This window comes from Macromonas nakdongensis (assembly GCF_002837145.1).
Lineage (GTDB): Bacteria > Pseudomonadota > Gammaproteobacteria > Burkholderiales > Burkholderiaceae_C > Macromonas_B > Macromonas_B nakdongensis.
In genome coordinates this window covers 1-12,222 of the sequence record NZ_NWMV01000080.1, presented here as the reverse complement: position 1 = coordinate 12,222, position 12,222 = coordinate 1, and the positions used below count along the sequence as shown (strand labels likewise).

Genomic DNA, 12,222 nt, shown 5'->3' with positions numbered 1-12,222 from the left:
CGGGCTTCCTGCTCCTCGCGTTCGCGGCGCTTCTGGGCCAGCTCCTCTTCCTGGCGCTGCAGCAGCTCCGCCTGGTGGCGGGCCTCTTCTTCGCGGCGGGCCAGTTCGGCGGTGTCCACCGCGGGCTGAACGTCCTCTTCCTCGTCGGTACCGCCCAGCGCCGGCTCGTCGTCGCGCTTGATGAAGGTGCGCTTCTTGCGCACTTCCACCTGGATGGTTCGGGCACGGCCGGTGGCATCGGCCTGCTTGATCTCGGTCGTGGACTTCTTGGTCAACGTGATCTTCTTGCGCTCGGCGCTGCTGGTGCCGTGGCTGGCCTGCAGGTAGCTGAGCAGCTTGTGCTTGTCGGACTCGGAAATCGGGTCCACGCCTGTGTGCTTCTGCACCCCGGCGCTGGCCAGTTGCTCCAGCAGCAGCGAGGTGGGTTTGTTCAATTCAGCGGCGAATTCTGCGACGGTGTTGCTTGACATAGATGTTTTTCTCCGTTGGGCCTCCGCGATCAGGATTGGGCGTCCGACGCACCGGTGAACCAGTGCTCGCGCGCTTTCATGATCAGGGCCGTCGCTTCTTCAGCCGTCTGCCCGGTGATGTCGGTCAATTCGTCGGTGGCCAGGTCGGCCAGGTCGTCCAGGGTGTGCACGCCGGCATCGGCCAGCTTGGCGATCAGGTCGGTGTTCAGGCCGTCCAGATCGCGCAAGTCCTGCGAGGCCGTTTCCACACTCTCTTCCTTGGCGATTTCCATCGTCAGCAAGGCGTCCTTGGCGCGGGCCCGCAGTTCGCTGACGGTGTCTTCGTCGAACGATTCGATCTCCAGCATTTCCTGCAGCGGCACGTAAGCCACTTCTTCCAGGCTGGTGAAGCCTTCCTCGATCAGGATGTCGGCGATCTCCTGGTCCACGTCCAGCTTGGCCATGAACAGCTTGCGGATGCCGTCGGCCTCTTCGGCCTGCTTCTGCGCCGACTCGTCGGCGGTCATGATGTTGATCTTCCAGCCGGTCAGGTCGGACGCCAAGCGCACGTTCTGGCCGCCGCGGCCGATGGCGATAGCGAGATTTTCCTCGTCCACCACCACGTCCATGGCGTGGCGCTCCTCGTCCACCACAATGGAAACCACGTTGGCCGGCGCCAGCGCGCCGATGACGAACTGCGCCGGGTCTTCCGACCACAGCACGATGTCCACGCGCTCACCGGCCAGTTCGTTGGTCACGCCGTTGACGCGCGAGCCGCGCACGCCGACGCAGGTGCCGATCGGGTCAATGCGCTTGTCGTGGCTCAGCACGGCGATCTTGGCGCGGCTGCCCGGGTCGCGGGCACAGGTCTTGATCTCCAGCAGGCCCTGCTCGATCTCGGGGACTTCCTGGCGGAACAACTCGATCATGAAATCGGGCGAAGAACGCGACAGCAGGATGGGCGCACCGCGCAGCGTCAGGTCCACTTCGGTGATCAGGGCCCGCACGCGGTCGCCCGAACGGAAGTTTTCCTTCGGGATCATCTCGCCGCGCTTGAGGCGGCCTTCCACACGGCCGCTCTCGACGATCACGTCGCCCTTGTCCAGGCGCTTGACCGTGCCGACGAAGATTTTTTCGCCACGGCTCATGAAGTCGTTCAGCAGCATCTCGCGCTCGGCGTCGCGGATGCGCTGCAGGATCACCTGCTTGGCGGCCATGGCGCCGATGCGGCCGATGGGCACGCTCTCGATCTGCTTCTCAATGAAGTCACCGACCTGGATGCCGGGCATGTCCTCGGCCACGTCGGAGAACAGCTCTTCGGCGTCCGGGTTCTGCAGACCGGCCTCGTCGGGCACCACCAGCCAGCGGCGGAAAGTTTCGTAGGCCCCGCTGTCCGGATCGATGGACACACGGATGTCCACCTCGCCCTTGAACAGCTTCTTGGTGGCCGAGGCCAGGGCGGACTCCACAGCGCCCAGCACCACGTCGCGCTCCACGTTCTTCTCGCGCGAGATCGCATCGATCAACATCAACATTTCGCGATTCATTTCACTCGCCTGCCTTTCCAATCTGCTGCTTGAGGGTTCAATCTTGTGTGTCGGGCGCGGCCTTGCCGGCGTCGCGTCCCTTGAAATTCACGATCGGGGCCAACCGGGCATCGCGGACCTCGTCCAGCGTGAAGCCCAGCGCGCGCATGGGCAGCGGCTTGGCCTTCTTGCTCACGCGCTGGCCCGGCTTGCGCTCGGGCTCGTCGGACCAGACGACCTGCCAGGTCACCCCGTCCTCGGCCCGCTCCAGGGTGCCGCGGAATTTTTTGCGGTTGGCCGCCATGCCGGGGCCAGCGGCCTCGCCGATCGGCTCTTTCAGGTTGATGTCCACCACTTCGCCGGCGAAGCGGATGAAGTCCACCTCGTGGCGCAGCGGCCGGTCGATGCCGGGGGAGCCCACCTCCAGGCGCTTGTAATCGACGTTTTCGACTTCCAGCAGGTACTGCAACTGGCGGGTGACCGTCTCGCAGTCCTCCACCGTCACAAAACGCTCCTGCGGCGCGGCCGGATCCCAAGGCCAGTCGATGGTGATGCGCAACAGCCCCCCGGCGGACCGTTCCAGGTCCACCAAATCGTAACCAAGACCGGTCACGGTCTGCTCCAGGGTCTGCTGCCAACTCATGCGTTCAATGCTCTTTGCCTGCGTCATCCGGGCCGGCAGCCCGCGCCGCCGCACCCGATTCAAATTGCGATCGACCAAAAAAAATGGGCCGGTAAATACCCGCCCATTTGGTCGTGAAGCTATTATTCTAACACCTGCCGTTGCAAAAAGCAGAACATTCCATGCCCATTGCCGCACAAACATGATCGACGTCTACTCCTGGCCCACCCCCAACGGACACAAAGTGCACATCATGCTGGAAGAATGCGGCCAGCGCCTGGGGCGCGACTGGCAGGTGCACCCCATCGACATCGGGGCCGGCGACCAGTTCCAGGCGGACTTCCTGCGCATCAGCCCCAACAACAAGATCCCGGCCCTGGTCGACCCCCACGGTCCCGACGGCCGCCCCATCTCGCTGTTCGAGTCCGGCGCCATCCTGCTCTACCTGGCGGCCAAATTCGGCAAATTCCTGCCCAAGTCCGACCGGCAGAAGTTCGAAGTGCTGCAATGGCTCATGTTCCAGATGGGCGGTGTCGGGCCCCTGCTCGGCCAGGCCCACCACTTCCGCGTCTACGCCCCCGAAAAAATCGACTACGCCGTTCAGCGCTACACCAAAGAAGCCCAGCGGCTGTATGGCGTCATGAACCGGCGCTTGGAAGCCAGCCCCTACCTCGGCGGGCGCAGCTACAGCGTGGCCGACATCGCCGTCTTCCCCTGGCTGCGCAGTTGGCAGAACCAGGGCATAGCCTGGGCCGACTACCCCGCCCTGAAAGCCTGGTTCGACCGCATCGGCGCCCGTCCGGCGGTGCAGCGCGCCGTCCAGGTGCTGGCCGACGCGCGCAAACCTCTCACCGACGACCGCGCCAAGGCCGCCCTGTTTGGCGCGCAACAATACGCCCGAAGATAAAGTGGGGCGGCCGCCCCAAACGCCACCCAGAACCCGCTAGAATCTCGGCTTCGTCGGAGCGTAGCGCAGCCTGGTAGCGCATCTGCTTTGGGAGCAGAGGGTCGCGAGTTCGAATCCCGCCGCTCCGACCATTTCTTTTCACCCCTACTGCCCGTAGCTCAACTGGATAGAGCAGCTGCCTTCTAAGCAGCAGGTCGGGGGTTCGAGTCCCTCCGGGCAGGCCATACACAGGTTGCCGGGAACACCATGACCGTCACATTCAAGGATGCCGCAGGCATCGAAGGCATGCGCCTCGCGGGCCGATTGGCCGCCGAGGTGCTGGACCACCTCACCCCTTATGTCCGCCCTGGCATCACCACCAACGAATTGGACCAGCTGGCGCACGATTACATCGTCAACGTGCAGCAGGCCATCCCGGCCCCGCTGCACTACGACCCCAGCGGCCACAACCCCTACCCCAAGAGCATCTGCACATCGGTCAATGCCGTCATCTGCCACGGCATCCCGAACGACAAGCCGCTGAAGAAGGGCGACACGCTCAACATCGACATCACCGTGATCAAGAACGGCTGGCACGGCGACACCAGCCGCATGTTCCATGTGGGCGAGGTGTCGGTGGCGGCCAAGCGGTTGTCGGCCATCACCTACGAGGCGATGTGGAAGGGCATCGAGATCGTGCGCCCCGGCGTGCGCCTGGGCGACATCGGGCACGTGATTCAACGCCACGCGGAAGCCGCCGGTTACAGCGTGGTGCGCGAGTTCTGCGGTCACGGCATTGGCCAGAAATTCCACGAGGACCCGCAGATCCTGCACTACGGCAAGCCGGGCACGGGCATGGAGATCAAGGCGGGCATGGTGTTCACCATCGAACCGATGATCAACCAGGGCAAGCGCGACATCCGCGAGATGGGCGACGGCTGGACCATCGTGACCAAGGACCGCTCGCTGTCGGCGCAATGGGAACACACGGTGCTGTGCACCGAGACGGGTTACGAGATCATGACCCTGTCGGCCGGCAGTCCGCCGCCGCCAGCCTTCGTTGCGCCCGCCCTGCCGGCCTGACACAGCACCCCGGCGCCGCGCCCCCGTCGATTGCCTGCCCACCATGACGACCGAGACACTGCCTCCCGCACCGCGCGACACCGTTCCCCAACTGCGCCAGACCTACCGCCAGGGCAAGGCCGACATCCTGCAGCAGATCGATGCGATCAAGGGCAGCCCCCGGGCGATCCACGCACGCCTGAAGGCGCTGGCGCGTCTGACCGATGGCGTGCTGCAGCAGCTGTGGCGGCAGGCGGACTTGCCGGACACCTTCGCGCTGGTGGCGGTGGGCGGCTACGGCCGGGGGGAGTTGTTCCCTTATTCCGACGTGGACGTGCTGCTGCTGGTGCCCGAGGGCACGCCGCTGGACGCCGACCCGACCCTGAAAACCGCGGTGGAAACCTTCATTGGCCAATGTTGGGACGTGGGACTCGAGATCGGCTCCAGCGTGCGCAACCTGGCCGAATGCGTGGCCGAAGCGCAGGCCGATGTGACGGTGCAGACCTCGCTGCTGGAAAGCCGGCTGCTGGCCGGCCCGCCCCGGGCCTACAAAGCGCTGGTGGAGCAATTGGCCGAGGCCTTGGACCCGCAAGCTTTTTTCAGCGCCAAGCGGCTGGAAATGCGGCAGCGCCACCAGAAGTTCGAGGACACGCCCTACGCCCTGGAGCCGAACTGCAAGGAGTCCCCCGGCGGCCTGCGCGACCTGCAGGTGCTGCTGTGGGTGGCCAAGGCCGCGGGCCTGGGGCGCACCTGGGATGAACTGGCCCGCCGCGGCCTGGCCACGCCGCTGGAGGCGCGCCAGCTCAAGGCCAACGAGGCGCTGCTCAGCCTGATACGGGCCCGGCTGCACGTGCTGGCCAAGCGCCGCGAAGACCGCCTGATCTTCGACATGCAGACGCCCTTGGCCGAAGCGTTCGGCTACAAGGCACAGATCGACGCCAGCGGCCACTACGTGACCGCCCGCCGCGCGCGCCGCGTCAGCGAGGCCCTGATGCGGCGTTACTATTGGGCGGCCAAGGCGGTGACCCAGCTCAACCAGATCCTGATGCTCAACATCCAGGAACGGCTGGACAGCGACGAAGGCGGCGAACCGGTGCCGCTGCGCCCGATCAACCCGCGCTTTTTTGACAAGGGGGGCATGCTGGAGGTGGCCAGCGACCACCTGTACCTGCAGCAGCCGCACGCCATCTTGGAAACCTTTCTGCTGTACCAGACGACGCTGGGCGTGAAGGGCCTGTCGGCGCGCACGCTGCGAGCCCTGTACAACGCGCGCGCGCTCATGAACGCGGCTTTTCGCCGCGACCCGGTGAACCGGGCCACCTTCCTGCAGATCCTGCAGCAGCCCGAAGGCATCACGCACGCGTTCCGCCTGATGAATGAAACCTCGGTGCTGGGGCGTTACCTGTGGGTGTTCCGCGGCACCGTGGGGCAGATGCAGCACGACCTGTTCCATGTGTACACGGTGGACCAGCACATCCTGATGGTGCTGCGCAACGTGCGCCGCTTCTTCATCCCCGAACACTCGCACGAATACCCCTTCTGCTCGCGGCTGGCCGCCGGCTGGGACCAGCCCTGGATCCTGTACGCGGCCGCGCTGTTCCACGACATCGCCAAGGGCCGGGGCGGCGATCACTCCGACCTCGGGGCGCAGGAAGTGAGCAGCTTTGCCCGCCAGCATGGCATCGCCAAAGCCGACGCCGACCTGATCCGCTTTCTGGTGGCCGAGCACCTGACCATGAGCCGCATCGCCCAGAAGGAAGACCTGAGCGACCCGGACGTGATCGCCGCCTTTGCCCAGCGCGTGGGCAACGAACGTCGCCTGACCGCGCTGTATTTGCTGACCGTGGCCGACATCCGCGGCACCAGCCCCAAGGTGTGGAACGCCTGGAAAGGCAAGCTGCTGGAAGACCTGTTCCGCTACACCCTGCGGGCGCTGGGCGGGGGCACGCCGGACCCGCACGCGCTGGTGGAAGCACGCAAGCGCGAAGCCCTGGCCAACCTGGCCCTGCACGCCCAGCCGCACATGGCCCACAAAGCCCTGTGGGACCAACTGGACGTGAGCTATTTCATGCGCCACCCGGCCGACGAAATCGCCTGGCACACGCGCCACATTTCGCGCGCGCTGGCGCAACGCCCGGCCGATGCGAGCACGACGACGGTGGTGCGGGCGCGCCTGTCGCCCGTGGGCGAAGGCTTGCAGGTGCTGGTCTACACCCGCGACCTGGCCGACCTGTTTGCGCGCATCTGCGGCTACTTTGACGAAGCGGGTTTCACCATCCTGGACGCCAAGGTGCACACCACCCTGGACGGCTGTGCGCTGGACACCTTCCAGGTGGCCACCACCACCCTGGCCGAGCACTACCGCGAACTGACCGCGATGGTGGAGAGCGAACTGCCCCAGGCCCTCAACACCGACCGGCCCCTGCCCACACCGAGCCGCGGCCGCCTGTCGCGCCGGGTCAAAAGCTTTCCGGTGGTGCCACGGGTGGAGTTGCAACCCGACGACAAGGGACAGCGCTGGCTGTTGAGTGTGTCGGCCAGCGACCGCCTGGGCCTGCTCTACTGCATTGCCCGGGTGCTGGCGCGGCACCAGGTGAACCTGCAATTGGCCAAGATCAGCACCCTGGGCGAACGGGTGGAGGACACCTTCCTCATCTGCGGCCCCAACCTGCACATCCACCGGGAGCAGGCCCTGCTGACCAACGAACTGATGGACGTGCTGGAAGACAACCGCTGACACCCACCCTGGGGCTGGCCCTGAGTGCCAAAGGATGCCCGGTGGGGTACAGTGGTGTGCACACCCCAGCAGGAGGCCCCACCATGCACCGCACCACGCCCCAGACCACTGCCACCAACCGGCCACGCCAGACGGCGTTGTGGACCGCCGGTCTGACCGCCATGGCCCTGGGGGCCGCGTTCAGCGCTGGCCAGGCCCGCGCCCAGGGGGCGGGAATTTTCAAAGGGGCCGACCTGAAACTGGGCGAACAACTCATCGCCCAGCACCAGTGCACGCAATGTCACACCCAAAAAATGGGGGGGAACGGTGCGGCCATGTACCGACCCCAGGGGCGCATCAACACCGCCGGGCTGCTGCGCGGCATGGTGGAGCAGTGCAACGCCACCCTGAACTTCCAGATGTTCCCGGAAGACGTCACGGCCGTGGCGGCCGTGCTGAACCGGGACCACTACCACTTCAAGGACTGAGGCGCTTCAGCCCGGTGTGTCGGCCCCGTCCGCCGCCGGCGGTGACGACAGCAAGGCCAGCAAACCGGCCTCGTCGATGACCGACACCCCGAGTTCGCGGGCCTTGTCGAGCTTGCTGCCGGCCTCGGCCCCCGCCACCACGTGGTGGGTTTTCTTGCTGACCGAGCCGCTCACCTTGCCCCCGGCGGCTTCGATCAGGGCCTTGGCCTGGTCGCGCGAGAGGTGGGGCAAGGTGCCGGTGAGCACCAGGGTCTGCCCGGCCAGCACCTGTGGGGCGTCCGAGGTGCCGGCGCCCTCCTCCCAATGCACGCCACAGGCGCGCAATTGCTCGACCACCTCGCGGTTGTGCGCCTGCTGGAAAAAGGTGTGCACGCTGTCGGCGACCACCGGCCCGATGTCGCGAACCTCCAGCAACTGCTCGGGCGTGGCGTCCATGAGTTTGTCGAGACCGCCGAAATGGCGGGCCAGTTCGCGCGCCGTGGCCTCGCCCACGTGGCGGATGCCCAGTGCAAACAGGAAGCGCGGCAAGGTGGTGTGCTTGGACGCCTCCAGCGCCGCCAGCAGGTTGGCCGCAGACTTGTCGGCCATGCGGTCGAGCCGGGCCAGGGCGCTGAGCCCGAGTCGGTACAGGTCGGGCAGCCCGCGGACGATGTCGCCATCGACCATCTGCTCCACCAGTTTGTCGCCCAAGCCTTCGATGTCCATGGCACGGCGCTGGGCGTAGTGCAGCAGGGCCTGCTTGCGCTGGGCGGAACAGAACAGGCCGCCGGTGCAGCGGTGATCGGCCTCGCCCGCTTCGCGCACCACCGCACTGCCACACACCGGGCAGGCGCTGGGCATGCCGAACAGCGGGCCGCGCGCGGGCGCGGCAAACAGGTCGGCCTGCGGGCCTTCGGCCGTGGGTTGGGCGTCCCCGGCCACGGGCGCTGGCGGCACAACCGCCACCACCTCGGGGATCACATCACCGGCGCGGCGCACGATGACCGTGTCGCCGACCCGCACGTCTTTGCGCAAGACCTCGTCCTCGTTGTGCAGGGTGGCGTTGGTCACGGTGACCCCACCGACGAAGACCGGGGCCAGCTTGGCCACGGGCGTCAGCTTGCCGGTACGGCCCACCTGCACGTCGATGGCCAGCACCGTGGTCATCTGCTCCTGGGCCGGGTACTTGTGGGCCACGGCCCAGCGCGGCTCGCGGGTGACGAAGCCGAGCGCGCGCTGCCAGTCCAGCCGGTCCACCTTGTAGACCACGCCGTCGATGTCGAACGGCAGTCGGTCGCGCTCGGCACCCAGGCGTCGGTGGTAGGCGATCAGTTCGTCCACCCCCTGGCACAGGGCCACCTCGCTGGACACCGGAAAGCCCCAGTCGCGCAAGGCCATCAGGGATTCGTGGTGGGTGGCGAAAGTGGGGCCGCCGTCCGCCGGCGGGCTGACTTCACCCAGCCCGTAGGCGAAAAAGCTCAGGGGGCGTTCGGCGGCGATGGCCGAGTCGAGCTGGCGCACGGCCCCGGCCGCGGCGTTGCGCGGGTTGACGAAGGTTTTTTCGCCCTTGGCACCGGCGGCGATGCGCTGGCGCTGGCGTTCGTTGAGGGCTTCGAAGTCGTCACGGCGCATGTAAACCTCGCCGCGCACTTCGAGCACCGGCGGCACCGGACGGCGGTCGGACGGCAGCCGCAGCGGCACCTGGCCGATGGTGCGGATGTTGGCGCTCACGTCCTCGCCCAGTTCGCCATCGCCCCGGGTGGCGGCCTGCACCAGAACGCCGGCTTCGTAGCGCAGGCTCATGGCCAGTCCGTCGAACTTGGGCTCGGCCACATAGCCCACGGGCGGGTCGCTGGGGGTGAGCTCCAGTTCCTTGCGCACGCGTTCGTCAAAGGCCTGTGCGCCGCTGGCCTCGGTATCGGTTTCGGTGCGGATGCTGAGCATGGGCACGCGGTGGCGCACGGTGCCGAAGCCGTCGAGCACGCGCCCCCCCACACGCTGGGTGGGCGAATCGGGTGTGACCCAATCGGGGTGGGTGGCTTCCAGCGCCTGGAGCGCCTGGAACAGGCGGTCGTACTCGGCGTCGGGAATCTCCGGCGCGTCCAGCACGTAGTAGCAATGTGCGTGGTGGTGCAGTTGTTGGCACAACCGTTCCCAACGCGTCCGGTCGTCGCCGGCGTCGTCGAACAGGGCGTTCATTCGTACAGGGGGTGAGGCAGTTTCAGACCCTGAACTGTACCTTGGCGCGCTGGGCAAAACGGTTGGTGTACACGGCCTCCGGGTCCACCCCTTCGAGGGCGATGGGCAGCCGCAAACGCTCCAGCGCCCGCATCACGTTGCGCGGGGCCTGCGCGGCAAAGGTGCCATCGGCCGCCAGCGTTTCGCGCGACCGGCTGAAGGCGCTGAGAAACACCGCCCGCTCGCCTTGCATCAACGCGTCCGGAGTGAAGCGCACCAGGTCCGACGGCCCGGCCGTGTGCAGCCATTTGAGTGCCCGCACCACCGCGTTGGTCAGCCCCTGGACCAGTTCCGGCTCGCGCTCGATGAAGGACGGCGAAGCACTCAAACAGGTGCAGGCGACGGGGCCGCCAAAAACCTGGTCGCAGTCGCGCAGGCTGCGGGTGTCGGACACCACCCGGATCACCCCGCGTTGTTCCAGCCGGGTGATGAGCGGATCGGTGTAGCTGACCGCGTCGATGGCGCCGCGCTCGAAAGCCTCCAGCGCCTGCTGCGGGTCGGGGATTTCGACGAAATGGACGTCGCTGGCACGCAGGCCGGCGCGCAGCAGCACCCATTGCGCCACCCGGTGCCCCATGGAGCCAGAGGCGTAGACCCCGATGCTGCTGCCGGCCAGGTCGGCCAGGTCGGCGTCGGGGGGCAGCAGGCGCGTGGAGGTGCCCAGCACCACCTGCGGTGAGCGCGACACCAGCACAAAAGCCTGGTGCGAGCGCCCCCGCGCCTGGAGGTACAGGGTGCGTTCGAAGGTGCCGGCAAACACCTGGGCCGGCAGGTCGGCCAGGGCGTCGAGCGTGCGGACCGACGCCGGCACCGCCTGAAAGTTCACGTCCAGCCCCTCGGCCGCGAAAAACCCCAGGCGCTGCGCCAGCACCAGAGGCAATTGCTTGATCTGGTCGAGGGCCTGCGCCACCACGGTCACCGGACGCAAACGGGCCGGTGCCGCCAGTCCTGCGGGCCCCCAGGCCCAGACGCTGCCCAGACCCGCCAACACATGTCGCCGTTGCATGGATACCACCCCCGATCGTGTTCAACACCGCGCTCTGACGACGCTGTGATTTTGAGCATATCGGGTTTGCTGCTGTGCAGCATCGGGACCTGCCCGAAGCGGGAAAGTCCCAATCGGGTCAACCCTGATGAAAATGATTCAACGGCGGTCGGCCAAGGCGTGGGCGATGGTGCCCAGGTCCACGTATTCCAGTTCGCTGCCGATGGGCACGCCCCGGGCCAGGCGGGTAACCTGGAGCCTCAGGCTCTTGACGATGTGGCCAATGACGTGAGCCGTGGTTTCCCCCTCGGCGGTGAAGTTGGTGGCCAGGATGACTTCGCGCACGGGCCGGTCCTCGCCGTGCTGCAGGCGTTCGACCAACTGGCGCACGCCAATGTCCTGCGGGCCGATGCCATCGAGCGGGCTCAACCGCCCCATGAGCACGTAATACAAACCGCGGTAGGCGCCGGTGCGCTCCATGGCGGCCTGGTCGGCCGGGGTTTCCAGCACGCACAGCAGGCCGTGGTCGCGCTGCGGGTCGCGGCAGGTGGCACAGACCTCGTCTTCGGTGAAGGTGTGGCACAAGGCGCAGTGGCGCAAGGCAGCGATGGCCGTCTGCAAGGCCTGGGCCAGGCGCAAGGCACCGTCGCGGTCCTGTTGCAGCAGGTGAAACGCCATGCGCGACGCCGACTTGACACCGACCCCGGGCAGGCACTGCAGCGCCTGCACCAGGGTGTCGAGCGTCTGGGCGGCGGCCACCGTCAGAACGGGAACTTCATGCCACCCGGCAGACCGGGCATGCCGGCGGTGATCTTGCCCATTTTTTCCTGGCTGGTTTCTTCGGCCTTGCGCACGGCGGCGTTGAAGGCGGCGGCCACCAGGTCCTCCAGCATGTCCTTGTCGTCGGCCAGCAGGCTGGGATCGATGGTGACGCGCTTGACGTCGTGCTTGCAGGTCATCACGACCTGGACCAGACCGGCCCCCGACTCGCCCGTGACCTCGATGTGCGCCAGTTCGTCCTGGGCCTTCTTGAGGTTGTCCTGCATGGCCTGGGCCTGTTTCATGAGGCCGGCGAGTTGTCCTTTGTTAAACATGAAGTTCCTTGTGGTGAAAAGTGAAATCAGAGGGCTTGAATGCTGCCGGGCACGATTTTGCCGCCAAAGTCGCGCAGCATGGTTTGGACGAAGGGGTCTTGCCGCAGCAGCGCCTCGGCCTCGCGCAGGCGCGCGGCGGCTGCGGCGGCCAGGCGTTTGGCCGGGGCGTCGTCCACC

At 66.8% G+C, this 12,222-nt stretch carries 11 protein-coding genes and 2 tRNA genes; 6 read left to right on the top strand and 7 right to left on the bottom strand.

Annotated features, from left to right (window positions below; translation table 11 throughout):
* The 3 genes from CON77_RS11090 to rimP form a co-directional block, all read right to left on the bottom strand.
* On the bottom strand, nucleotides 1–470 hold a 470-nt coding region (locus tag CON77_RS11090), incomplete at its 3' end, for a translation initiation factor IF-2 associated domain-containing protein (RefSeq protein ID WP_198552346.1).
* A 29-nt stretch (nucleotides 471–499) separates the two neighbouring features.
* Entirely contained in the window at nucleotides 500–1,996 is a 1,497-nt protein-coding gene (nusA, locus tag CON77_RS11085) for a transcription termination factor NusA (protein WP_101049202.1), read from the bottom strand.
* A gap of 37 nt (nucleotides 1,997–2,033) precedes the next feature.
* Complete coding sequence (rimP, locus tag CON77_RS11080; protein WP_101049204.1) at nucleotides 2,034–2,618, bottom strand: ribosome maturation factor RimP; 585 nt, start codon at nucleotides 2,616–2,618, stop codon at nucleotides 2,034–2,036.
* A 181-nt stretch (nucleotides 2,619–2,799) separates the two neighbouring features.
* Between rimP and CON77_RS11075 the strand changes: the two genes are divergently transcribed.
* From CON77_RS11075 to CON77_RS11050, 6 genes are all read left to right on the top strand, one after another.
* Nucleotides 2,800–3,504: a glutathione binding-like protein gene (locus CON77_RS11075; RefSeq protein ID WP_101049201.1), complete on the top strand. Its 705-nt coding sequence runs from the start codon at nucleotides 2,800–2,802 to the stop codon at nucleotides 3,502–3,504.
* A 54-nt stretch (nucleotides 3,505–3,558) separates the two neighbouring features.
* A tRNA-Pro gene (locus CON77_RS11070) sits at nucleotides 3,559–3,635 on the top strand.
* A gap of 16 nt (nucleotides 3,636–3,651) precedes the next feature.
* Nucleotides 3,652–3,728, top strand: a tRNA-Arg gene (locus tag CON77_RS11065).
* A gap of 22 nt (nucleotides 3,729–3,750) precedes the next feature.
* A complete protein-coding gene (gene map / locus CON77_RS11060; protein ID WP_101049200.1) occupies nucleotides 3,751–4,566 on the top strand; it encodes a type I methionyl aminopeptidase in 816 nt (271 codons plus the stop codon).
* A 43-nt stretch (nucleotides 4,567–4,609) separates the two neighbouring features.
* Complete coding sequence (locus tag CON77_RS11055; RefSeq protein WP_101049199.1) at nucleotides 4,610–7,282, top strand: [protein-PII] uridylyltransferase; 2,673 nt, start codon at nucleotides 4,610–4,612, stop codon at nucleotides 7,280–7,282.
* 83 nt (nucleotides 7,283–7,365) lie between these two features.
* Complete coding sequence (locus CON77_RS11050) at nucleotides 7,366–7,749, top strand: hypothetical protein (protein ID WP_232788502.1); 384 nt, start codon at nucleotides 7,366–7,368, stop codon at nucleotides 7,747–7,749.
* 6 nt (nucleotides 7,750–7,755) lie between these two features.
* Here CON77_RS11050 and ligA read toward each other — a convergent pair whose 3' ends face one another.
* The 4 genes from ligA to CON77_RS11030 form a co-directional block, all read right to left on the bottom strand.
* A complete protein-coding gene (gene ligA, locus CON77_RS11045) occupies nucleotides 7,756–9,927 on the bottom strand; it encodes an NAD-dependent DNA ligase LigA (protein WP_101049198.1) in 2,172 nt (723 codons plus the stop codon).
* A 22-nt stretch (nucleotides 9,928–9,949) separates the two neighbouring features.
* A complete protein-coding gene (locus tag CON77_RS11040) occupies nucleotides 9,950–10,972 on the bottom strand; it encodes an ABC transporter substrate-binding protein (RefSeq protein WP_101049197.1) in 1,023 nt (340 codons plus the stop codon).
* Nucleotides 10,973–11,110: 138 nt separating this feature from the next.
* Entirely contained in the window at nucleotides 11,111–11,710 is a 600-nt protein-coding gene (recR, locus tag CON77_RS11035; protein ID WP_101049196.1) for a recombination mediator RecR, read from the bottom strand.
* 2 nt (nucleotides 11,711–11,712) lie between these two features.
* Nucleotides 11,713–12,045: a YbaB/EbfC family nucleoid-associated protein gene (locus tag CON77_RS11030; protein ID WP_101049195.1), complete on the bottom strand. Its 333-nt coding sequence runs from the start codon at nucleotides 12,043–12,045 to the stop codon at nucleotides 11,713–11,715.
* Between the last annotated feature and the right edge of the window lie 177 nt (nucleotides 12,046–12,222).

Bases quoted from the DNA above. Each gene is read 5' to 3' on its own strand.
- CON77_RS11040 (WP_101049197.1), bottom strand. From the start codon at position 10,972: ATGCAACGGCGACATGTGTTGGCGGGTCTGGGCAGCGTCTGGGCCTGG.
- map (WP_101049200.1), top strand. From the start codon at position 3,751: ATGACCGTCACATTCAAGGATGCCGCAGGCATCGAAGGCATGCGCCTC.
- CON77_RS11030 (WP_101049195.1), bottom strand. From the start codon at position 12,045: ATGTTTAACAAAGGACAACTCGCCGGCCTCATGAAACAGGCCCAGGCC.
- CON77_RS11055 (WP_101049199.1), top strand. From the start codon at position 4,610: ATGACGACCGAGACACTGCCTCCCGCACCGCGCGACACCGTTCCCCAA.
- CON77_RS11075 (WP_101049201.1), top strand. From the start codon at position 2,800: ATGATCGACGTCTACTCCTGGCCCACCCCCAACGGACACAAAGTGCAC.
- ligA (WP_101049198.1), bottom strand. From the start codon at position 9,927: ATGAACGCCCTGTTCGACGACGCCGGCGACGACCGGACGCGTTGGGAA.
- CON77_RS11050 (WP_232788502.1), top strand. From the start codon at position 7,366: ATGCACCGCACCACGCCCCAGACCACTGCCACCAACCGGCCACGCCAG.
- rimP (WP_101049204.1), bottom strand. From the start codon at position 2,618: ATGAGTTGGCAGCAGACCCTGGAGCAGACCGTGACCGGTCTTGGTTAC.
- nusA (WP_101049202.1), bottom strand. From the start codon at position 1,996: ATGAATCGCGAAATGTTGATGTTGATCGATGCGATCTCGCGCGAGAAG.